This is a genomic window from Robertkochia sediminum (genome assembly GCF_016786255.1).
GTDB classification, from domain to species: domain Bacteria; phylum Bacteroidota; class Bacteroidia; order Flavobacteriales; family Flavobacteriaceae; genus Robertkochia; species Robertkochia sediminum.
In genome coordinates, this window is the sequence record NZ_JADMKT010000059.1 from 1 (window position 1) to 22,481 (window position 22,481).

Sequence of the window (22,481 nt, forward strand, 5' to 3'; positions counted from 1 at the left end):
CAGGTAACACATCAAATAATAATTAACTAAAAACACAAGATCATGGAGAAAATCATTTTTGCAGCTGCAGGTTTAATTGTAGCCATTATTCAAAACCAAAAAGACAATAAGAAAACAGGTGATAAATCAAACAATAATTAACTAAAATCAAAAACTATGGAAAATATAATTCTAGCTGCTGCAGGTTTAATTGTAGCCATTATTCAAAACCAAAAAGACAATAAGAAAACAGATGATAAATCAAACAATAATTAACTAAAATCAAAAATTATGGAAAGCATAATTCTCGCTGCTGCAGGTTTGATTGTAGCCGTTATTCAACATCAAAAAGACAAAAAAACTAAGAATAAGAGTTAAAACTCCATTAATTATTAATAACTATAACCAATGAATATGAGAGAAATTTCAGAAGCTGCGGCAGTTTTAATTGAAGCCATTATTAAGTATTACGAGGATAAAGATCATGAGCAAGAACAATCATAAAAATTACAGTAAAAGACACCAAAAGAATTATTGTATAAATACTAAGAACTCCTAATTTATGTAACAGGAGTTCTTAGTATTGAAGAACGCAAAATGATTTGATTGATTCTATGGCTAATAATAAAATTTTACCACTACCCGATTATAAACTAAGGCGGAATAGCGAGAGGGTAACACGCCAAGGCATGTTACGCATTACTACAGATTCCGCTTAACCCCTCTAAACATTGGAGTAATCCTATGTTTCATCTTACTACAACTTTAAGGTGCTTGTAGTAAGATTTTAGTACATCATTTCATACATTAGTTATGGAAGAATAGTAGTCTTAATTAGTGTTTTTACTGCTCATTTTTCTTTTCGAAAGCCCGATCACTATAAGAACTTTGACAGAATAAAACAGTACCTGTCTGATTCCTTATTAAAAATACGTTTGGATAAAGGATGCCCTTTACTTCTGTTTTTGATAGCTCGCCAGCCTACCATTTTCAAAATATAGGTACAGTGTCTTATTTCTCTCCCTATAAACCCATTGCTCATGGATTCCCCAAGATCCTTTACTACGATTAACAGATTGAGGGTGACCCAAACTTTCTCTAGCCATCTGATCAGTCATTCCAATCCAATATGTTTTACGAATAATCCTTTGAGCGGTTTCCCGACCATAATTTTTTGTCAAGATTTCTAACTTTCGAGCCATCGTATGATCAAAGACAGCCAATACTTCTGGATTCTCTTGAAGACTACCATACAATAAAAAACCAACCACTCCATTATGACTCACCTTAACCCAATTTGTATCCTCATATCTACTTAGGACAAGTACTGTGTCCTTAAACTTCAATTGGTACAGTTTTTTCGAATTATAATCAGGCTCCTCTCTTAAATAGGGGTCACTGTAAGAAACTGCAGCCTTAACACCTTCAACATTCAAATCCTCCTTCTTTCCCTCAAGAATTACAACTTTTGATTGCAACTCCTTCTTCAGAGAAATTAAGGTATCTATTTGATTGTCTACAACGTTAATTTCTCTCTTTAAAGCATCTAAAGATGCAGTATCTACATTGCTGTTTTGTTGAGAATAAATAGAATTCGAAATAAACAAAGATAAAGTCAGCAGAACAATATTATAATACATGGCATTAGGTATTTAAAAATTAAAGGTAATAGTCCCATTCTTAAACCCATTACGGTATTCCATAAAGAACATAATTAATGTCGAATATATTAGACATTACTCAGCTCCCTTAAAACTTCCCTTTTAACAATAGTAAGATTTTAAGTAAAGTAGTGGAACCAGCATTTCATAGGTTAGTTATGGAAGATTGGGGGATGGAATTGGCACTAACTGACAGGCTATTTTGTCTTTGGAGGAATCACTTGGAAAGATCGCGTTACTACATGAAATACTCAACCCCTGGAACCTTCAAAACACATCAAATCGGATCAAATTGGAAAGGCTGAAACGTTAAACTCTGTTAAAGGTTACGCATTCGGTGGCACTCCAAAAACAACCTCTGGAAAGGCCTGTAAACACAGGGGTCAAGCCCCCTAAAACTACTCCCACCTCGAGTACAACCGTGTGATCACCCGGAATGTATTCTTAAATGCCGGTATCAGTGTCTCTTTTGCCGGGGCAGGGATAAAGGATTTTGCCCAATCCACTTCGGTATGGTCGGGAGGGTATGTGAATATGGTATGTAATTTTTAGCAACTACTATTGCTGATACACCCTTACCCAGTCTACATACATGTGTTGCGGAAAAGACGTGGTCTCATCGGGACGTCCGGCATAGGTGCCGCCCACAGCCAGGTTGAGGAGGATATAGAATTCCTTATGAAATTCGGTGAATTCGTCTCCGGTGATAGGCGCAGAAGCATAGGCTTCGCCGTCGACCATCCAGGTGAGCTTTTCGGAATTCCATTCCAATTCGAATACGTGAAAATCATCGGCAAATTTCCCTTCTTTTAAGGTGTAAGCAATCGCACCCATCATAGCGTGTTGGTCATACGTATCGGCATAATGAATATTGGCTTCGACCACCGCATCGTCTTTAGATCCGTAAAGTTCTAAAATATCGATCTCTCCGGATTGCGGCCATGGCGTATCGCCTCCGATCTCATTGATATTGGCTCCTAGCATCCAAAAAGCGGGCCATATACCATGCCCCTCAGGAAGCTTGATCCGGGCAGCCATCTTACCGTATTTCCAGGCGTGTTTATTCCCCGTGTGTAAACGGGCCGATGTGTATTGTCCCATCCCGTGGTCCTTACCACGATGGTTGGCTCTGATCACCAGATTTCCGTTCTCGATATAAGCATTCTCAGGACTGTCGGTATACGCTTGCCACTCGTCATTAAAATGCCCGGGCTCCAACACCTGACGGGTCCAGTTGGCGGAATCTATGGTGGTGCCTTCAAATTCGTCTGCCCAGACCAGGGTCCATGACGCCCCGGGCAGGTATCCGTCTCCTGTCTCGACCTCAATAGAGGTTACTTCCGGCGTTGTTGGAGTTTGAGGAGTTTCCGGACTGGCTTTTTCACTGTTTGAAGTTTGCTTGCAAGAGATCAGTACAGCGAACAGGGTTAGGCCAAAAGCAACGATAAGTGATGATCTTCTCATGGGTCATACGTTTTATGTCTTATAAAGGTAAGGAAATGGTGGATAGGTAAGCAGGTAAATAGGTATGTAGGTATTTAGGGAAGTGGGGAAATAGGGAAATAGGGAAATAGGGAAGTGAGTATGCAGGTATGTAGTTAGAAGTTTGAATCTATTCCCCTCCTTGCTAAGGAGGGCCTACCTGCCGCCAGGTAGGGTGGCCAAAGGACGGGGTGGTTCTTAGTTCCCGGCTGTCGCTTCCCGCATCTCGCATCACTCGTAGCCCTTAACCCTTCACTTCAAAAAAATCCCCCGAAGCTGGTAGCACCAACAAAGGGGGATAACTTTTATGCGTCTGTTCGGGATTTACATCACGAATACCGAGCGGTCTGTACTGTAGAGGTCGAGAATCTCCTGTTGGAATTTATCCAGAATGATCTTTCGCCTGATCTTCAGGGTAGGCGTAAGCTCTTCAAGCTCCATAGAGAATTCCCGTGCCATTAGTTTGATCTTTCTTACCTTCTCATAATTCGCCAGGTCTTTTTGCAGGCTGTTGATCTTCTCTTCAAAGAAGGCTTTGATCTCTGCCTGGGACAGCAACTGACTCACATCGGCATAAGAAAGATTCAGGGAGGCCGCATAGTTCTTAAGCGCCTCAAAATTCGGAACGATCAGGGCCGAAGCATAGGGTTTACCATCTGCAATAAGTACAGCCTGTTCGATAAAGTTGTCATTGGTAAGCATGGACTCTATCTGTTGGGGAACGAGGTATTTTCCTCCTGAGGTTTTCATCAGGTTTTTGATACGATCGGTGATATACAGGTTCCCGTTCGCGTCGATCCTTCCGGCATCCCCGGTTTTGAACCATTCCCCTTCAAATACTTCTGCTGTTTCGTTAGCCTTGTTATAATAACCTTTCATCACCGTGGTGGCTTTGACCAGGATCTCGTCATTAGCGCCGATCTTGATATCGATCCCTTCCAATACCTTTCCTACTGAGCCGATCTCGTAATTGTTCTCCGGAAATGCGGTAACAGTAGCGGTAGTTTCAGTGAGTCCGTATCCAATTACGATAGGAATCCCTGCAGCGATCATAAAGCTTTGGATCTCGGCCGAGAGAGGAGCTCCAGCAGTAGGCGACATTTTCATATTCCCTCCAACGATATCCTTGATCTTATTGAGTACGAGTTTATTGGCTATTGACTTCTTCAAGCTAAGAAGGGCAGAAGCCTTTTTGCCCTGATTCTTCAGTTGGTAATAGGCCTTACCCTGGGCGATCGACCAGTGAAAAATGGTCTTCTTCAGATTCGAGGCGGTCGCCAACCTGTTGTGGATCTCGTTGTAGATCTTTTCGTAAATAAGCGGTACGGTGCAGAAAAGCGACGGTTTTATTTCCCTAAGGGTCTCAGCAACGAGTTTCGGATTGGTCAGTATCGAATTTTTTAATCCGCGGTGCATACAGTACAAGCTCCATGAGCGCTCAAAAACATGGCTTAGGGGTAAGAAGCACAGGGAGTGGTCGTTATCATTAAGCGAAGACAGGTATTCGTCGTGTTTGTCAATAGTGGCTAAGAAATTCTCATGACTTAGCATCACGCCCTTGGGATCTCCTGTGGTTCCCGAGGTATAGATCAGGGTGGCCAGGTCTTCGGGACTTACGGCTGCGAAGCGAGTATTAAACTCTTGCTCCAGGGTTTCGGTTACAGCAATGTCGATGAATTGGTCAAAATGGTGCAAGCCTTCTCCTTCGATCGCCACCTCGTTGTTGAACGAAACGATGGTGTTTAAAGGGGTGGTCTTACCATCCAATACTTCTTTGGCTTTTTCCACCTGCTCGGCATCACCGGCAAATAACAGTTGTACCGAAGCATCTTTAAGGATATAAGCCGCCTGATTAGCCGTATTGGTGGCATAGATAGGCGTGGTGACACCTCCAATAGCCATAATGGCCACATCGGTAAGCAACCACTCCAGCGAATTTTGCGCATAGATGGCCACTTTGTCCTGATGTTTTACACCGTGATCCAGCAAGGCATAGGCGATCTGCCTGATGCGCTGCTCCACCTCACTCCATTTGATCTCACTCCATTGGTCGGCTCCCCTCTTTTTATAAGCATACCCGATACGATCGGGATGGTTCTTAAAGGTTTCGAAAAGGGAAACGCAAAGTTGATTTTTCATTCTTGATATATGAATTGTTGTTTGTTTGTTTGTTTGTTCTTTTTCAGGTTGGTGGTTCGTTTTTTGAACCGGTTAACACCAAATTCCCGTCTCCGGGGATACACTTTTGCAGGCGTACCTTTGTAAAGGGCTAAATTAACCTTTTGTTGTTTAATTCGCTCGTGCCAATTACAGTTTTGCAAAAAATAAACTTCTCGCAATTACAGTCAGTTCTCATCCCATAAAACCGTGCCAAAGCATGTGAGCATCAAAAAAATAACACACCCGATGTGATGTGGCTTTCCCTCTTGTTCGTTGTGCGCAAAGGCCTTTTGTGAACGGTTTGCTTTAAAATAGTGAATGCATCTCTAAGAAGTCAATGGTTCAAACCGCTATGGCTTATATAGTAATAACCAAAAGTTCGATCGGGGTTTGTACTCCCTGGCTATGGCAGCCATCGGCTAATCTTCCGGGAGAAACTCACCTGCGAGGTCTTTGGTGAGAATGAGAGCGGGTGTTTTAAGAATACGGGTCTGGTATTCGTATGCCAGCAGTCCCAGAAAGGGGATCAGGGCCACAAATATCCAGAACGAACCGGTAAACGCGTGGAGTATACCTGCAGTGATCAGGGTAAATAGAGGCACTCCCACCATGATGCAGATAAATTTGATGGATTGTAAAAAGTGGGTATCGCTTACCACCTTATCTAAGAGGTACCTGCTTCCCAGGATAAATGGGATATTGAGTAAGAGTCCGAGTAACCAGAACGGAAAACCAAGCACCAATAAGATGGTGTGTAAGACACCCCGTGGACGTTTCTTTGTGGGTGTGGAGGGGAGGGTTTCTGAAGCGGAAAGCGCAGCGATGATCTTTTTGTCGTTGCTGAACCTTTCGGGGAGAGAAGGCAAATATTCCCGTTGCTGCTGCCACGCTTTTTCCAATTCGTCGTAGCGTTCTTTCGGACGAATATCGATCATGAGGTCCTGCAGGCCTTTAGCCAGGTCTTCCCTGAGGACTTTGAGCACGGCAACTTCTGAATGTTCGTTAGCCAGATAAGCTTTCATGGATAGGGGAGCTCCGAACTGTAAAAGCAGGTCGGTACGCATCCCTGTAGGGTGGTCGTAATTGATCCCTACCGGTACGATCATAACGTCTTTTTCGGGATTGTTTTGCATGGCCATGGCTGCGCGATAGGCAATGCGACCTATCCCTTTTTTAAGCGGCGTGCGAAGGCGTTTCTGCATGCCGTGGTTGCCTTCAGGAAATATCATAAGGTCTTCCCCTTTCATCAGTGCTTCATGACAAAATTCGAAGGTCTGATTGTTGGCCGTTTTCATATCGACCATATCCCGCGGCCGGAATACGGGGATCAAATGCATGGTCTTGAGGAGTTTCTTTACGAAGTTGCCTTTAAAAACGCTGGCACGGGTAAGGAACCAGGGTTCCTTACCACAGTTCAGTACCACCACGATCGGATCCAGAAACGCACTCTGATGATTGGGGGCAAAGATCACAGATACCGGGCCTTTCGGGATATTTTCCTTTCCGGTAACTTTGATCTTTCTGAAGAAAAAGAACATAGTAATGCGCGCCCAGATGTCTACGAACCTGTATAAAAGCATACGTTTAAGCTTTAGAAGTTATTCGAATTAGGGACCATTTTCTGAGTATCTGAGATACGATAAGTCCGGCGGCAATATTCCACACGCCCCACCAAGCTACCAGCAGTACGAGTCCGCCACGGGGTTCGAAGAAGGTGAACACCAGCGCCAGGGCCAGTCCGGCATTTTGCACCCCTGTTTCTATGGCAATGGTCTTTTGGTCGGCCGTATTGCGACCAGTGAACCGTGCCATAAGGTATCCGCTGAGCAGCGCTACGATATTTTGCGCCAGAACCAGGAATACGAAATGATACCAGTGATCAATAAATATTTGTCCGTTTCCGTAAAAGGCCACCGCAATAAAAGCGATCAGGATGAGCACGCTGAGGTATTGCAAAGGCTTGGTGATCTTAAGGCTCAGTCCGGGAAAACGGGTGTTGAACCAGATCCCCAGGATAAGGGGGATCACCAGGATCTGAAGTACGGTAATGCCCAGGTCGGTATAGTTAAGAGCGATCCCGTTAAACAGGGGCTCCAGGTATTCAAGCTTGGTCGTCCAGAATTCAAAGTTCACCGGGGTCATGAGGGGTGCGAGCAGGGTGGCCATGATGGTGAGTCCCACGCTCAGCGCCACATTTCCGCCGCAACGCATCGAAAAGAAATTGGAGATATTCCCCCCAGGACAGGCGGCTACAAGCAACATACCCAGGGCCAGTCCGGGCTCGGGCTTTAAGATCCATACCAGTAAGAAACTTACCGCCGGTAATACCAGGTATTGGGAAATTAACCCGGTTATCACGGTGTATGGGGTTTGTACCAGCACCTTCAGGTCGTCAAACTTTACCGATAGGGCAACGCTGAACATGATGATCGATAAACAAATATTAACCAGGGTAATGTTACCCTCGCTAAAGGCTATGGTGACATCCTGTAATGATGTGGTTTCCGTATTAAGCATGGGGGCAAAGTACTAAAAAAAAAGTTCCCTGAATTTTTTTCTGCGATCTGACTGGCTTGAAGAGCAGGTAATGGTCAATTTCCTTAGGAAAGTTGCTCGCAAGGGTTAAGTAGTTAGGATTAAGCGGTTTTATGTCTTTAAAGTTTACTTTTCTTACTTTTTTCCCCTAAATTACGATAACTATATCGTTGTTTATCAGATCATTGAAGCGATATACAACCTAATCACATATTCCAATGAAAAAGTTTGCCCGTATTTTAGCTGTAATTACAGGGGCTTTGGCCCTCATATTCACAACCTCCTGCTCCGACGACGATTCGAATTCGGATGCTGTAGATCTCAATATGGAACGTCTTGTTGTGGGGCGTGCTTTACTTGAAGTTCAGGCGCCTCAGGTCGCTGAGGTCTTACCGTTTTACACAGATGATATCGAATACCACGATCCCATTGTCGATGTTTTCGGAATCGAGGATATGACCACTTTTTTAAACAAGCTTATCCTGGAATCGTCTCCTAATCTTGTAACGATCATTGAAGATGAGACGTTGGTGGGTGATATCTATTCGGCTACCTGGGTGATGAGTGGTGATTTCCTGGGGGTTCCCTATGAGGCGAAAGGGATATCCATCTTTAAATTCCTACCCAATTCGGCACAGGTGTACTACCAGCGCGATTATTATTCTGAGGGTGATATCATGGCGACCATACCCGGGTTAGACGAGGCCATTTTGGGCTTCCGGACCTTTTACCGCTGTAGTGTGGATCCAACCTTTGAATGTCCGTTCCCGGCAGGCAAAACGGTTCCCGGGGGTAAGATCATTCCAAGATCCAAGTTAACCGACGATCAGTTGGTGATCGGACGTCAATTGGTAGAGATCAATGCGAACGACTGGTTCGAGGTTATTCCTTACCTGGAGCCTGAATACGAATACCACGATCCCATTGTCGATATCTATGGGCCGGAAACCATGACCGAGTTCTTAGGGAGGCTGTTCGCCGGATCGTCAGATCTGATCACTACGGTCGAAGACGAAACGGTAGCCAATGATATCTACATGGCGACCTGGACGATGTCGGGTACGCTTAACGGTGCTCCCTTTACGGCACCGGGCATGTCGATCGTAAAGTTTGCTGAAGGAACTACCGGTGTTGTCTATTCCCGCGATTACTACACAGAAGGCGATGTTATGATCGGCGTACCCGAGCTTTCGGAGGCTGTTTTAGGGTTCCGCGAGTACTACCGTGCAGCGGTAGATCCTAATTATACTGGTGATCTGCAGGCTGAAGTTACTTTCTGATAGGTGAGATCGCTGTTTACCGCCTGCGTTGATAGGGCCAGGGGAACCCATGTATCTTGTTTTCGGGTATAAACGATCAGCTCCCTTGTGGTGCCCTCAAGGTTTGTTGTTTCGCCGGTATCGTAGAACACAATTAGTTCTTTTTAAGGTCTTTGGTGAGGACTCCGTATACCGTATCGTTTGTCGAATACCCTTGAGGCATAGAGAATGAAGTTGGGGGATGAAGAGAAGGAAAGAAAGAATGGTCATGTGACTTTTCATAACGCCAAGGTAGGGGTTTAAATCGGAGATAGGTAAATAAGGGTTACCCGTAGGGCGATCATCTGCTTGTCTCTGTAGATACGGTACCTAATTCTTCATTCCAGACGGAGGAGGCGGGGGAGGAGAAAGCTCCTTTTTCACATCCAAAAGGATATTGATATCGGTACGTTCCGTTAATTTTTCGTAAGTCTTGGTAAGCGTATCCAACGTAGATTCGAAATTTTCAAAACTATTGTCGTCATAGGAGAGGTAAATTGTCAGTTTGTTTGGATGATCACTCCATAAGGGATCTTTCCCTTTATTTTCAATATCGCGTTTTAAAAAGGGAGCTAAGCTGTCTATGGTATAAAATTTTCCCCCACCCTTACTGATCGAATCGTTGTGCATGATAAGGATGTTCTTCTGCTTGACCAGGACGCACAAATACGCTTCAGGGCAATAATTATCGAAATACACCACTTTTTTCTCTTTATCGGTTTCAAAGGTCACCTTGGGGATGCTGTCCTGACACGCAACACTTAGAACTCTCCTCAGAATATCAGACCATGTTGCATAGTTTTCCGGATGGATATCGACTCCGCGCAGGTGATCTGACGGATAATGGGTACCAAAATTCTTTTGAACCAGGATCTTCTTTTTGGGTGCGGTACTCTTACACCCAATAAGAGATACCAGTGCGAAAATAAGGATCGAAATGTGATGTTTTATTGTCATAGGAAACTCTTCCTCAAATACCACACCAGACTTGGCAGGTGGTATGGAAATTGAATTTCCCCTTTAAGCCCTGCGGGGAATGGCCTTTTTTCTTCCGATCGTAAAGTAGAGGAAGCTGCCAATAACATTCAGAAAAACGATCACGATCACCCAAAGCAGTTTGTTATTACCCTCAAAGTCTTTTTTGAGAAGATCGACCAATGCAAGAATGGGCAAAACTACGAATAGCGATAAGAAAATGAATATACTAATGATCTGTGGCCAGCCACTGACAAGGAAAACGGTTTGCATAGAATATATTTTATAATGCAATATAAGTGAAATATGCTATACGAAGGAAGGGGGGATGTCACTGACCTCCGCGGCAGGGAAGTCAAGAATATACCGCGCTCCGGCCTTTATCCCGCAGGGGATACAGGCCAGAGCGTGGTTTAATACTTATAGTCCAAGGGCGCTTATGCCCTGTTTAAAGACAATATCTCTTGGGATACCGGCATCTGAAACCTTATCGAGAGCCGATTGTAATTGCGGACTCACATGCCCCATTTCGTCAAAGAGTTGTGTGACTCCTTCGTAGTCGCCATCGCCTTGCAGGGTAAGGATCTTTTCAGACAGGGCATTCATGGCTGCCTTGAAGTTCTCCAGGTTCACGGCGTATTGTCCGGTTGCCTCATCATAACTAAAGGCATCCATTTCCTGGAAGTAGTTAAAACGGATCATATTGGCTTGTCCGTGAGCACTGGCTGCTCCAAATCGCACCGAGCGGAAGATCCCCGCAATAAAGGTCACGTAGTAATCCATGAGCTCCCCCTGGATCTCACCCTTTTCGTGCAGTTTGGTCACCATATACAGTCCGAGGATATCGGCTTTACCCTCCTCCAGGGCCGAACCTTTTTCTTTCAGGGCCTCGCGAACCGTACCCTTGCCGTTAATGGTATTCTTGATCCCGAGTCCGTGAGCGACCTCATGGAACATGGTATTGGCAAAAAAGGCGTCGAATGTAATGTGCTTGCGCTGGTCTTCGGTTACCAGAACTTCAGAGATCGGGAGCAGGATCTTATCGAACTTGGCCTTCATGGCATTCTTCAATTGGAGACGGCGCGAGCCTTTTTCGAGTTGTACCCGCTCATCGTTAGGCAGGTTAATGGCGATGGTCTTACTACCGGCATTACAATCGCCGGCGTAATAGATCACGTCATAGGCGTTGAGTTGCGATGAGGTTCCCGGCATTTCCTTCTTATAATCATCGGCAACGGGGAGTCCTTTTTGCAGTTCCGGCAGGAAGGAAGCGTACTTTTCTAAACGCTCGCTCCACGATTTATCCTTAATGAGCACATAAGCCTCATGGGCGTTGCGGTAGTTATAGAGCTTGTCCTCGTAATTTTCGATGGGCCCAACCACCATATCGATGGTGTTGTCTTTCATATCCATCCACGCCATATCAGAAGCCAGGTAATCATCGCGCTCCAGGGCATCGGCTCTCAGGGTGAGATAGGTTTTTAAGCCCTCTTCCTCACACAGGGCAGCAGCTTCTCTGAGCAACCCGGCAGCCCTGCCGATCTCTTCAGCAAAGGCCTCGTGATAGGATTCCAGGTAGAGTTCGCCATTGTCATCCCTGCGTACGAATGAGTAGGCGTTGGTCTTATCGGCGTTGTCCCAGTTTTCGAATTCCTCTTTGGTCATGTCTTCCGGATAGAACTGTGCTCCGGCAGGTTTTGCGGCAACTCCTTCAATAAAAGGCTCATCATCGTTCAAACGCTCCCAGGGTCCGTAATTAATGGCGGCGAAGTCTTGCTGTGAGGCGTTCAGTCCGGCCATCAGGCTGTCTTTATCGCCATAGGCTTCCTTCCAGAAGAGTTTGTCCATAAGCTGTGCTGCCTCGATAAGTAAGGGCAGCATCTGTTTTTCGTTTTCGGTGAGTACCGATAGGTCGGTGGTCAGGGTGAATTCAGCAAATTCATCAACCTTTTCCTGTATAGGGTCGTTTGCAGTGGTAGCTGCTTGTGGTGCTTCCTGCTGCTCTTTCTTTTGTTGCCCGCAGGCAAATAAAGTAAGGGCAAGCCCGGTCAAAAGGATTTTTTTCATGGTGTATACCTTAGGTTATAATTGCGGCAAGAATTTACGAAAAAACGGGGAGGTGACCATTGGTTTATAGTCCCGTCCTGTCCGGAACCTTTACCCGTCATAAGCATGCTTTGGGAGGGATCCAGTTCGAAGATGGTCTGCGCCTTAAGATCAGTCTGAAACAAAAAAGTAAGACAGGCAATGAGCATGAGCCTTTTCATATGTTTGGCTTTAGTGTTTATCCCTGAAGGTAAATGGCATGCATGCCTGCGCCCAGGTCTTCGTATTTTGGTTTCCATGAGGTGTTTGACCGGGTTTGTATTTGGCCTCCTGTATTCAGGTAATGGTATTCATCCATGGCTGCGTTAGCGCCCGACACATACCAGGATACCTCTCCTGCTTTCATGATCTTTAAATAGGTGTTGCAATAGTGTATAGTAGCAGGGGCTTTGACGCGCAATACACATTGATCGGTAAAGGTTATGGTCAAGGTATTTTCCCCGGAGTTATAGGCAACCGAATCTATTTGGTGTTTTTCATTGAGCTTTCTGCCCTTCCAATCGCCCCAGATCGATACGGTAACCGGGCCCAAAGTGTTTTTACCATCTCTGTACAGCTGTTCCAGGGCCATAGGAGTCAATACGCTTATTCCACTACCCGGGGTGGGTACAAGGTCGTCTAGCTCATAGGAGGCATTATCGCCACTAATAGTGGTGAGGTAACCGCGACGATCGATCATTCTGAACACCCGAAGGCTGAGGTAACCTCCTGTAAAAGCCGATAAGATCAAAGCCATCCAGGAGTAAGGGGAGGGAAGTTCTGCATAGAAAACAATACCGATAAGAACGATACCGATAAAGGTGAGGGTTGCATTTAGAAGGGCCATAAATTTATTCATGAAGAGCGTATTTTAAGGTTGAAAAAGCGAAATAAGGGGGGGTGAAAAATAAATCGGATATTATGATGTATTCCCGTTCGCAATTTTAGGTTTAATATAGCGTAAATATCCTACATGTCGGTAGCTTTGGTAAAATTTTCATCGGTGCCTGTATCATCCGGATAGCGCTTGTGGAGATTTTTATTTTGGCTGTTGCTGAAGCTAAAGGGAATTCCTAAATTCGATCCTGATTCCCCTGCACATCTTTTTTAACGACACTTGAAAACTATTGCGATCTGATGAAAATTTTAAAAAGACTCTTCCTGAGCCTGTTAGCGATCGTGTTGCTGTCTGCTGCATGGTTCGCCTGGTACAACCTCAGAAGTCACGATCCGAAAGAGCTCATTGCAGCATTACCTTCCACCATTACATCCAAATACGATACCTCCGACGATTGGTGGAAGTCCACCACCGTGTATCAGATCTATCCCCGTTCCTATTACGACTCCGATGGCGATGGTATTGGTGATCTTAGGGGGATCATTCAAAAGTTGGATTATATCGATTCCGTCGGATTTGAAACCATTTGGATCTCGCCTTTTTTTGAGAGTCCGCTAAAGGACCACGGATATGATATTGCGAATTATCGCGAGATCGGTTCGGAATATGGGGATATGGATATGGTCGACAGTCTGATCGCTGAGGTTCATCGTCGCGATATGAAGATCGTTTTTGATATGGTACTCAACCATACCTCAGATCAGCATCCCTGGTTTCTGGAATCTAAAAGTTCGAAAGACAATCCGAAGAGCGATTGGTACGTTTGGAGCGACGGTAAGAACGACGGACCTCCAAACAACTGGACCAATATCGTAGGGCAGGAAAGCGGCTGGAATTACAGCGAAGAGCGCGATCAGTGGTACTATGCGGCCTTTTTGCCTTTTCAGCCCGATCTCAATATGCGTAATCCGGAGGTGAAAGCCGCGATCTTTGATATGGTACGTTTCTGGCTTGACAAGGATGTGGATGGCTTCCGTCTCGATATTTTTAACTTTATTTTCGAAGATGAACAGTTACGCGATAACCCTTCTACAGCGCGGTATTTACCCGATTTTGACAATCGCAAATGGCTTTTCAGAAACCACTTGTACAACTTCCACCAACCCGAAGTAGTCGAATTTGCCCGCGAGCTGCGGGAGGTACTGGAAAGTTACCCCAAGGAAAAGTTCATGGTGGGGGAAGTGTTGGGATCACATCGCCATATGCGGGAACTGCAGGGGATGGAGTCGCACGACGGACTCAACCTTGTATTTCTGTTTGATATCCTGGAAGGATTCGAATTTTCGGCTGATTTCTTCCATGGTAAGCTCAGCGATTTCGAAGCGGCCTACCCAAAACCCCTGGTGCCTACCTATGTGTTCGGGAACCACGACCAGCACCGCATGATCTCGAGGTTGGATAATGACCCGAAGAAACACGAAGTGTTAGCAACCTTCCAATATACCGTTCGCGGTGTACCCTTTACCTATATGGGCGAAGAGATCGGTACCAGGAACGGGGATATTTCCCTGGCAGAAGCACAGGATCCACTGGCGAGCTATTGGCTGGAATTACCGGAGTGGATGCAAAAGAGCTCCTTTATTTTTAACCGCGACAATTGCCGTACGCCCATGCAATGGAGCAGCGGAGCCCATGCCGGATTTACCACAGGGCCGGAAACCTGGTTACCGGTAGAGAAACACTATAAAGAAACCAATGTGGCCGATGCCATGGCCGATCCTAATTCACTACTGCAACATTACCGGGAGGTGATCCAATTGCGCAAGGAACATGAGGCCCTGCAAACCGGAGATCTGGAACTGATAGCCAAGGGAGACCTACCGGAAAATGTTTTGGGGTATATCCGCCGATCGTCAGATGAACAATTATTAGTGTTATTAAACTTTTCAGAGCAAGACGTTACTGTCGACACCGGCAAATTCGATCTGCATTCAGAACCGCTGTACGCCAGAAGAGCATTGAAAGAAGGAAACGGACTAGTCCTGCGTGGCAATGGGATCGCGATCTATAGTTTACCGTAAGTCTTGATCCATAACAGACAAAACCAAGCTCATAATGCGTTACCATTCTTTTTATCTTAAGGTTCTTTTCAATATCATTTTAATACCCATGCTTAGTATGTCAACAGGATGTTCCGATGCAAATAAAAGGGTTGATGCCCTCGATACATCACCGTACACCGATATCTTCGGTGAACACGTGCTCGTATTTGACGATGCCATGGACAAAGAGGCCATGTGCAAGACACTTGAGGCGTTGCACGAGCAGCAAGAGTACAGCGAATTTGGGACAGAGCGCTATGCCCTGCTTTTTAAACCCGGGACCTACGATTTGGATCTCACCGTTGATTATTACGTTCAGGCCCTGGGTTTAGGAAGGTATCCCGAAGAGGTCACCATCAATGGGGCCGTTCAATCGATTGCCTCGACCAACAATAATAAGGTGACCACGATGTTTTGGCGCGGTGCGGAAAACTTTAAGGTGATCCCCCGGGATGATAAGATGATCTATTGGGCCGTATCCCAGGCCGCTCCATACCGGCGAATGCACGTTGCCGGATCCATAAATTTTGACAAAGGCAGTTGGGCCAGTGGAGGCCTCCTGGCCAACTCGGTGATCGAGGGCAGGGCAGGATTAATGACCGGACAACAATGGTTTACAAGGAACTCCACCATAGGCTCGTGGGAAGGAGGTAACTGGAATCGGGTATTTGTTGGGGTAGCAGGAGCTCCGGAAGATACATGGCCTGAGAAGCCTACAACGGTCATAGAAAAAACACCGGTAGTTCGTGAAAAACCTTTTTTAACGTATGCCGAAGCTGAAGGGTGGGCAGTGTTCGTTCCTGCACTGCAGCGGGATACCTCCGGTCCGTCCTGGATTCATAAGGATGAAAAGGGGGAACTTATACCCATAGCTCACTTTCACATCGCTTTCCCGGATAAAGACAATGCGGCTTCTATCAATGCAGCCCTGGCATCCGGGAAGCATTTGCTATTGACTCCAGGGATCTACAAGCTGGAGGAAACCATAAACGTCACCAGGCCCAATACCGTGGTTCTGGGACTCGGGTTACCCACACTGGTGCCTCAAAGCGGACAGATCGCCTTGGCTACAGATGACGTTCGCGGACTCAAATTAGCGGGATTTATGGTCGATGCCGGCCCTGAGTATTCCCCCACACTTATTCAGATCGGATCACCGGATGCTGCTGCAGATCACAGCGATAACCCCACCTCACTACACGACATCTATTGCAGGGTAGGTGGTGCTTCAACAGGACAGGTAGCAACCACCCTGACCATTAACAGTAATAATGTGATCGGGGATCACTTCTGGTTGTGGCGGGCCGACCATGGCACCGGAACCGATTGGATGGAAGGTCAGCATAAACATGGCCTGGTGGTTAACGGAGACCACGTGACCATCTACGGCTTATTTAACGAGCACTTTCAAAGCTACCAAACGCTATGGAATGGTGAGTATGGCAGGACCTATTTCTATCAGTCTGAAATTCCTTATGATCCGCCAAATCTTGAGGTGTGGAATGATAACGGCAAACCGGGCTTTGCTTCTTATAAGGTGGCCGGTCATGTGCACCACCACCAGGCGTATGGATTGGGGATCTATAGCTTTTTTAAAGGAGAACCTGAGGTTTCAAAGGAGGTAAGACTGGAAAATGCCATGGAAGTCCCGGATCATCCGGGGATAACCATTCATCACATCTCCACCTTCGCCGGACGCAACGGGGGCATAAACCATGTGATCAACGGACTTGGGCCGTGTACAGAGCCCGGGGAGCTCAAGCACTATGACAGATTTAAAGGGAGTGAAAAGGAGTAGGTCCTCAAACTTTCATTTTTGTTCACATACCAAACAACAACAGCTTTTACTTACATTTGCGGTGAGTGAAAACACGAAAATGGTGTTTTTGCTTTTTCGGGTAGAATGCTCACTTAGCATTCACCCAATTATGGTAAAGCGCAATTTTAGCTTTAATGCCTGTATCTAAGCTGACTCTTATGAGTGCTGTCAACCTAAATTAACACTGTCCCAATGAGAATAATACAACTTCTGACTATTCTGGCATTTTTTTCCTTTAATCCACCTGCAATCGGTCAAACAGTATCCGATGATTTCAGTCCAGCCAATAAACTCAGGGTATTTATCGATGGTTGTGAACGTTGGGATGGAGGTTGTGATCTGGATTTTATCAGAACAGAAATTACGGCCGTTGACTTCTACAGGGATAATCAGAAGGCTGACGTCTTTATACTGATCAATACGAACAGATCTGGTGGAGGAGGAACCCAATATCAACTGATCTTTACCGGCCAGCAAAATATTCATACCGGAAAAGCAGACACCCTCTATGTAAATAATAAGCAAACAGACACTGACTTTGAGGTACGGGAAAAACTAACCCGATTTATCAAATTAGGGTTAGCTCCGTACGTTGCGAAAACCACAGCCGGAGAGGAGATCGAGATCAATATGAAGACAGATGCCGGCATCCTGGAAGAGGCTATAGAGGAAAGCGTTGATCCCTGGAATTACTGGGTATTCAATTTGGGTAGTGATGCAAATATCGAATTAGAGGAATTGAGCAGTGACATCAATTTTGGAGGAGACATCAATATCAATCGAATCACAGATAAATGGAAAATATCCCTGTCCGGAAGAATAGACGAAAGGCTGAGGAGAACGATCCAAAAAGTACCAAGAGTTGATGGCAATGGCGATCCGGTTCTTGATGGAGCCGGTAACCCGATCATCGATGAGGTTGTGAATAACTTTGATGTGTCAGAATTTGGATTTAGTCACCAGCTTGTGAAGTCTGTTTCACCCCAATGGTCTTATGGATATGATATGGCAGGTCGTCAGAACACCCGCCTTAATTATAAATTTCAGAGTAGCTTCAGACCCGCTGTAGAGTACAATTTTTTTCCGGAAGCAGTGCAGAATTCCAGATTTCTAAGAGTGAATTACGGGGTTGAAGTCAGGAACAATAACTATGTCGAAGAAACCATTTACGGTGCCAGTAAAGAAACAAGGGTTCTCCATAGTTTGAGAGCCAGCCTGGGGCTAAATAAGCGCTGGGGTAACCTGGAAGTGGGGTACCGTTTTAGAAATTATCTGGACGATTTTAACTTTTGGTCCACAGGGTTGAATATTAGAGCGGAAGTCCGCGTCACCGGGAATTTTTCGTTTTACGTAAGGGCAGAAGGCAACTATGTAAAAGACCAGATCTACCTGGCATCCGGCGATTTCACCGAACAGGATATTTTGAGTGGGAGAGTAACCCTACCCTCAGCGTATAATATCGATACCCGATTCGGATTCAATTATCGGTTCGGATCTAATCTCAATAACTTCGTAAATCGAAGATTTTTTGGCAGGGCCAATTTTGTTGGGAATGATTGATATTTAATTGTGGTTGACCGTCGGGCTTTGAGCTTTGTTAGGCAGGTTGATCCATGCTTCTGATAGAAGGGAATAGCCTCCTTGGGTTCATGACTATTTTTTCTTTTATTGGCAGTACTGCACTAGCCGTGGACTATAGCCCTTTATTGTAGCCCGCTTATTTATTATGTTCAAATAGTTCGATCGCTTTTAAGTATTTCAATCCACCAGTTTTAGTTTGATCATAGATAAATCCATTCAGTTCAGGGTGATTTTCGTCAATCCAATTCAAGAGTTTATCTCTGTTTTTCACAAAGGTTGAATCGTTAAAAATCACATATTTTGTTGTTTCAATACTGATTATTTTATCCTTGTCAAAACGGATAACTTGGTCCGTCACAATAGGCTCATTGTGAAGGAAAGAGATTCTTCTGTCAGTTTTTGAAATTTTAGCTGTAACAGTTCCGTTTACCTGTGCGATTTCGAGGATTTTGTAAGTCGGCTCAAACACAGAATCCCATTTTAGCCATTCCATGTATTCTTCTTTGGAAAATGTTTGTTCATAGTCATATTCGGTTTCCTTTGTCAATAGGCTATCGGTGAGCAAAGTTTCGATTCCGGAAATATCCGATTGGTCAAGAACTTCATAATACTTCATAACAATTTCCAATTTATCATATTCCTTTTCAGAATTTTTACAGGAAATAGTTCCGATCGTTATGAGCAATAAAAGAACTCTGAATGTATTCATTTTGTGTATGGGTGACTTCATAATGTGCTGCAAGGGTTGGGCTCGTGGCGGACGGGTTTATTTGTGCGTCCAATGGAAATGAACAGCCTGGTTGGATTCATGATTATTTTGTCTTTTTTAGAAGCGCGACACTAGCCTATGAGCTATAGCCGATGTCAGCCACTGGTTTTATTTTTTATTAGTCCGTAGATCATATTAATCGGAAATACTATTTGTCCAATAATCGTGATCAATGCTATTAGAGAAATTGCTGAACTCAGAGCATTATTAAAGTCGTATTCCATTTTTGATTCGCGGAAAAGTTGAGCTAAAAATATAATGAGTAAAATTCCTCCAAATGTCAGTGAAATGTGAATAAGACTTAGCCATCTGGATAAACTTCTGTTTGATTTAATCATAAGCAAATAACTTAACCCTATGATCATAAAAAGAATGACAATCATAATTGTCAGATCAGTTTTGCTAAATACGAAATAAGTATCGAGAACATTGATGTGCAATATTTCTGTCCTGATTAAGAATCCTATTAGGATTATTATCGGAGTTGAAAGCAAGAAAACAAGATGTGGTCTATTAATTATTTTACTCATTTTTTTCAACTTTTGGCTAATGGTAGGATTGTGGCTCGTGGCGGGCGGGTTAATTAATGCGTCCGATGGAAACGAATAGTCTGGTCGGGTTCATGACTATTTTTTCTTTTTTAGAAGTACTGTAGTAGCCCATGAGCTATAGCTTCTTGTTGGCAATAGTATTGGCCTTTAATATTTTTTCTAATTTATCTAAGTGGTTAGTTCTTAAGTTCACTAATGACCACTGAAATTTTCTGCCATCCTTTCGCACAATTTCTAATATCTCATTTTCAAAAGTGTATGAACTTATGTCTTTAAATAAAATATATTTTGATAAAAAGGTATTTAACTTGATGGTTATAAATTTTTTATTCCATCCATTGTAATTTTTAAAAAAGAATTGTTTTCCAAAAAATATTGCAGAAAATCCTAACCACAAGATGACTGAGATTTGATGAATATTCGAGTCTCGATCAGTGAATGCAGTGTAGACATAAATTAGAACAAATACCACCATAGGTATCCCCAATAATTTATTATTTCGACCATCGAGTTTATCAAAAAATATCTTTTTCATTTTTTCAATATTATTCCAACCGTAAGGCTATGGCTCGTGGCGGGCGTTTTGTAAAAAGCGTCCGATGGAAACGAATAGCCTGGTCGGGTTCATGAAAATTTTTTCTTTTTTAGAAGTACGACACTAGCCATGAGATATAGCCGATGTTGTAGAACGTTTTTATTTAATTCCGAATGGTTTTGTTTTTAATTCATTTTGCCATTCAGTTCCGTATTTTTTATTTAAAAAGTCAAAAATCATTTGATTGTTTTCAGTCGCTTTTTTGAAAGACAAAGGGTCAATCACACAGTTCTCCTTGGTAAGTCCGATCCCATATTTTTCTTTAAAATCAACATATTCTTTTGGTAATGAACTATCAATTCCGTGAATTATGAAATTCAGAGTTCCATTTTCAATTCGTTGCTCGATTTCTTCATCAGTCAAATCAGTTTCCAAATTCATTGGGAAAGAATAAATTCCACCACTATTAAAGTCAGTTTTCTCCATTAACCGAACTGTAATTGTGTTTTTCCTTTTATTTATTCTTGTTGGATAAAAAGTGTAAGCAGTAAAATCATCAGAAACAAAACTGAATTGATATTTTCCTTTTTCCGGCAAAGTGATTTTAAAACTTTCTGCTTTAGAAATCTCAATTTTTTTGTTCAGGTCAATAATTGTGAATTTTCCTGATTTAAATTCTTTGTCCGTTAAGTTTTCAAATACAACAGTAGCCAAAATTTCAGTTGCAAAAGCCATTGAAGTGAACAATGCCAATGTCAAAGTCAAAATTATTTTTCTCATAAATTTTACTTTTTTAAAAGACGATATTCAATTTATTCTGTTGCAAAATTTCGGTCCTATATGTTGTACAACGGCAAGCCTATGGCTCGTGGTGGGCGGTTTGATTAATGCGTCCGATGGAAACGAATAGCCTGGTTGGGTTCATGACTATTTTTTTCTTTTTTAGAAGTACGACACTAGCCATGAGATATAGCCGACTTAAGTTTGATTTGTCTAATTTTTAAAGATCAATCAGAAAGAACAAAAGAGTGGATTAAGGTCAATATAGCCAGTGAATGTTTTCAATTCGTCAACATTGATGATCCCCACTCTTTTCTACTGCTATTTCGTTCAGTTCTATGAGACGTCCAGATCTCGATTCTAAGTTGTTGAAACTCCAGTAGCCTGTTCTTTCCTCATTCAGTTCTTATGACTAAAAATACTAAAATCTACGGAGTAGACATCAGTAAAGATGTATTCGATGTAATGGATGAACAAGGGGTTCATCAAAAATTTTCTAATGACCCTTCCGGCTTTAAATCCTTTTTAAAAACCCTGGATAAGGATGGGCTGGTGGTGATGGAAGCTACAGGGTATTATCATTATCGACTCGCTCAGTTTCTTTACCGAAAGAACGTTGCTGTATCAGTGGTAAATCCTCTTCAGGTGAAGCGTTTTATTCAGATGAAGTTGTCTAAAGTAAAAACAGATAAGAGCGATGCCAGGGCTATTTGTGAATATGCCCAAAAGAATCAAGTACCTCTTTACAATGCACTTAATGAAACACAGGCAGAGTGCCTGCAGCTCTTTCGCTTATTGGATAGTTACCTGAAAAAACGAACAGCCATAAAAAACAAGCTTCATGGCGAAGAAGCTTTGGGAAGACCTTCAAAAGTAGTTTACCACTCTCTGAACCGCACGCTAAAGCATTTAAACAAGGAAATCGAGATGTTGGAGTCACGTTTGCTGGAGTTGGTCAAGAAGGAGCAGCAACAGCAATTAACAAACCTGAAAAGCATTCCCGGAATGGGGACTAAAACAGCCTTGTTTCTTATCATCATCACCGATGGTTTTACCAAGTTTGAAAACGCTTCACAGCTATGCAGTTATGTGGGGATCACCCCTACCATTAGGGTGTCAGGCAAAAGTGTTCGCGGCAAAAGCAGGATCAGTAAAAGAGGAAACCAGAAACTCCGCAACCTGGTGTTCTTATGCGCCTTCTCGGCCTGTAAACACAATAAAGCCTGTAAGGAACTCTATGACCGGATAGTCGACAAAGGAAAAAGTAAAAAACTGGCCCTGATTGCTGTAGCTAATAAACTGCTGAAGCAAGCCTTCGCAGTGGCTACATC

17 protein-coding genes are annotated in these 22,481 nt (G+C 43.8%); 5 read left to right on the top strand and 12 right to left on the bottom strand.

The window, feature by feature from the left end; genetic code table 11:
• Positions 1–932: 932 nt before the first annotated feature.
• From IS446_RS00215 to IS446_RS00235, 5 genes are all read right to left on the bottom strand, one after another.
• Entirely contained in the window at positions 933–1,619 is a 687-nt protein-coding gene (locus IS446_RS00215) for an SH3 domain-containing protein (RefSeq protein ID WP_203057153.1), read from the bottom strand.
• Positions 1,620–2,198: 579 nt separating this feature from the next.
• Positions 2,199–3,104: a glycoside hydrolase family 16 protein gene (locus IS446_RS00220; RefSeq protein ID WP_203057154.1), complete on the bottom strand. Its 906-nt coding sequence runs from the start codon at positions 3,102–3,104 to the stop codon at positions 2,199–2,201.
• Between the two features lie 342 nt (positions 3,105–3,446).
• On the bottom strand, positions 3,447–5,261 hold the full coding sequence (locus IS446_RS00225) for an AMP-dependent synthetase/ligase (RefSeq protein WP_203057155.1): 1,815 nt from the start codon (positions 5,259–5,261) through the stop codon (positions 3,447–3,449).
• Positions 5,262–5,701: 440 nt separating this feature from the next.
• Positions 5,702–6,862, bottom strand: coding sequence for a 1-acyl-sn-glycerol-3-phosphate acyltransferase (locus IS446_RS00230; RefSeq protein WP_203057156.1), 1,161 nt, complete (start codon positions 6,860–6,862; stop codon positions 5,702–5,704).
• Positions 6,863–6,866: 4 nt separating this feature from the next.
• Entirely contained in the window at positions 6,867–7,799 is a 933-nt protein-coding gene (locus IS446_RS00235; RefSeq protein ID WP_203057157.1) for a bile acid:sodium symporter family protein, read from the bottom strand.
• A gap of 236 nt (positions 7,800–8,035) precedes the next feature.
• Here IS446_RS00235 and IS446_RS00240 point away from each other — a divergent pair, with 236 nt between their 5' ends.
• Positions 8,036–9,097, top strand: coding sequence for a nuclear transport factor 2 family protein (locus IS446_RS00240; RefSeq protein ID WP_203057158.1), 1,062 nt, complete (start codon positions 8,036–8,038; stop codon positions 9,095–9,097).
• Between the two features lie 348 nt (positions 9,098–9,445).
• Here the strand turns inward: IS446_RS00240 and IS446_RS00245 are convergent, their stop codons facing one another.
• From IS446_RS00245 to IS446_RS00260, 4 genes are all read right to left on the bottom strand, one after another.
• Positions 9,446–10,072, bottom strand: coding sequence for a hypothetical protein (locus tag IS446_RS00245; protein ID WP_203057159.1), 627 nt, complete (start codon positions 10,070–10,072; stop codon positions 9,446–9,448).
• Positions 10,073–10,135: 63 nt separating this feature from the next.
• Entirely contained in the window at positions 10,136–10,363 is a 228-nt protein-coding gene (locus tag IS446_RS00250; RefSeq protein WP_203057160.1) for a PLDc N-terminal domain-containing protein, read from the bottom strand.
• A gap of 147 nt (positions 10,364–10,510) precedes the next feature.
• On the bottom strand, positions 10,511–12,157 hold the full coding sequence (locus tag IS446_RS00255; RefSeq protein ID WP_203057161.1) for a dipeptidyl-peptidase 3 family protein: 1,647 nt from the start codon (positions 12,155–12,157) through the stop codon (positions 10,511–10,513).
• Between the two features lie 217 nt (positions 12,158–12,374).
• Entirely contained in the window at positions 12,375–13,034 is a 660-nt protein-coding gene (locus IS446_RS00260; protein WP_203057162.1) for a hypothetical protein, read from the bottom strand.
• Between the two features lie 278 nt (positions 13,035–13,312).
• Between IS446_RS00260 and IS446_RS00265 the strand changes: the two genes are divergently transcribed.
• The 3 genes from IS446_RS00265 (at position 13,313) to IS446_RS00275 (ending at position 18,494) form a co-directional block, all read left to right on the top strand.
• Entirely contained in the window at positions 13,313–15,094 is a 1,782-nt protein-coding gene (locus IS446_RS00265; protein WP_203057163.1) for a glycoside hydrolase family 13 protein, read from the top strand.
• A gap of 97 nt (positions 15,095–15,191) precedes the next feature.
• Complete coding sequence (locus IS446_RS00270) at positions 15,192–16,913, top strand: coagulation factor 5/8 type domain-containing protein (protein WP_203057164.1); 1,722 nt, start codon at positions 15,192–15,194, stop codon at positions 16,911–16,913.
• A 213-nt stretch (positions 16,914–17,126) separates the two neighbouring features.
• Positions 17,127–18,494, top strand: a complete 1,368-nt coding sequence (locus IS446_RS00275; RefSeq protein WP_235996350.1) for a hypothetical protein — start codon at positions 17,127–17,129, stop codon at positions 18,492–18,494.
• A gap of 157 nt (positions 18,495–18,651) precedes the next feature.
• On the opposite strand, the gene IS446_RS00280 is transcribed toward IS446_RS00275, so the two are convergent.
• The 3 genes from IS446_RS00280 to IS446_RS00290 all read right to left on the bottom strand — a co-directional run bounded on the left by IS446_RS00280 (position 18,652) and on the right by IS446_RS00290 (position 21,150).
• Positions 18,652–19,131: a hypothetical protein gene (locus IS446_RS00280; RefSeq protein ID WP_203057165.1), complete on the bottom strand. Its 480-nt coding sequence runs from the start codon at positions 19,129–19,131 to the stop codon at positions 18,652–18,654.
• Positions 19,132–19,950: 819 nt separating this feature from the next.
• The gene (locus IS446_RS00285) at positions 19,951–20,370 is read right to left on the bottom strand and encodes a hypothetical protein (RefSeq protein WP_203057166.1); all 420 of its coding nucleotides are present in this window, start codon (positions 20,368–20,370) and stop codon (positions 19,951–19,953) included.
• Positions 20,371–20,529: 159 nt separating this feature from the next.
• A complete protein-coding gene (locus tag IS446_RS00290; protein ID WP_203057167.1) occupies positions 20,530–21,150 on the bottom strand; it encodes an FEKKY domain-containing protein in 621 nt (206 codons plus the stop codon).
• 408 nt (positions 21,151–21,558) lie between these two features.
• On the opposite strand from IS446_RS00290, the gene IS446_RS00295 reads away from it, so the two are divergent.
• The coding region (locus IS446_RS00295; protein WP_203057168.1) for an IS110 family RNA-guided transposase at positions 21,559–22,481 on the top strand (923 nt) is incomplete at its 3' end.

What these genes read in the sequence shown, in the direction of transcription:
- IS446_RS00215 (WP_203057153.1), bottom strand. Translation starts at nt 1,619, where the DNA reads ATGTATTATAATATTGTTCTGCTGACTTTATCTTTGTTTATTTCGAAT.
- IS446_RS00220 (WP_203057154.1), bottom strand. Translation starts at nt 3,104, where the DNA reads ATGAGAAGATCATCACTTATCGTTGCTTTTGGCCTAACCCTGTTCGCT.
- IS446_RS00225 (WP_203057155.1), bottom strand. Translation starts at nt 5,261, where the DNA reads ATGAAAAATCAACTTTGCGTTTCCCTTTTCGAAACCTTTAAGAACCAT.
- IS446_RS00230 (WP_203057156.1), bottom strand. Translation starts at nt 6,862, where the DNA reads ATGCTTTTATACAGGTTCGTAGACATCTGGGCGCGCATTACTATGTTC.
- IS446_RS00235 (WP_203057157.1), bottom strand. Translation starts at nt 7,799, where the DNA reads ATGCTTAATACGGAAACCACATCATTACAGGATGTCACCATAGCCTTT.
- IS446_RS00240 (WP_203057158.1), top strand. Translation starts at nt 8,036, where the DNA reads ATGAAAAAGTTTGCCCGTATTTTAGCTGTAATTACAGGGGCTTTGGCC.
- IS446_RS00245 (WP_203057159.1), bottom strand. Translation starts at nt 10,072, where the DNA reads ATGACAATAAAACATCACATTTCGATCCTTATTTTCGCACTGGTATCT.
- IS446_RS00250 (WP_203057160.1), bottom strand. Translation starts at nt 10,363, where the DNA reads ATGCAAACCGTTTTCCTTGTCAGTGGCTGGCCACAGATCATTAGTATA.
- IS446_RS00255 (WP_203057161.1), bottom strand. Translation starts at nt 12,157, where the DNA reads ATGAAAAAAATCCTTTTGACCGGGCTTGCCCTTACTTTATTTGCCTGC.
- IS446_RS00260 (WP_203057162.1), bottom strand. Translation starts at nt 13,034, where the DNA reads ATGAATAAATTTATGGCCCTTCTAAATGCAACCCTCACCTTTATCGGT.
- IS446_RS00265 (WP_203057163.1), top strand. Translation starts at nt 13,313, where the DNA reads ATGAAAATTTTAAAAAGACTCTTCCTGAGCCTGTTAGCGATCGTGTTG.
- IS446_RS00270 (WP_203057164.1), top strand. Translation starts at nt 15,192, where the DNA reads ATGTCAACAGGATGTTCCGATGCAAATAAAAGGGTTGATGCCCTCGAT.
- IS446_RS00275 (WP_235996350.1), top strand. Translation starts at nt 17,127, where the DNA reads ATGAGAATAATACAACTTCTGACTATTCTGGCATTTTTTTCCTTTAAT.
- IS446_RS00280 (WP_203057165.1), bottom strand. Translation starts at nt 19,131, where the DNA reads ATGAAGTATTATGAAGTTCTTGACCAATCGGATATTTCCGGAATCGAA.
- IS446_RS00285 (WP_203057166.1), bottom strand. Translation starts at nt 20,370, where the DNA reads ATGAAAAAGATATTTTTTGATAAACTCGATGGTCGAAATAATAAATTA.
- IS446_RS00290 (WP_203057167.1), bottom strand. Translation starts at nt 21,150, where the DNA reads ATGAGAAAAATAATTTTGACTTTGACATTGGCATTGTTCACTTCAATG.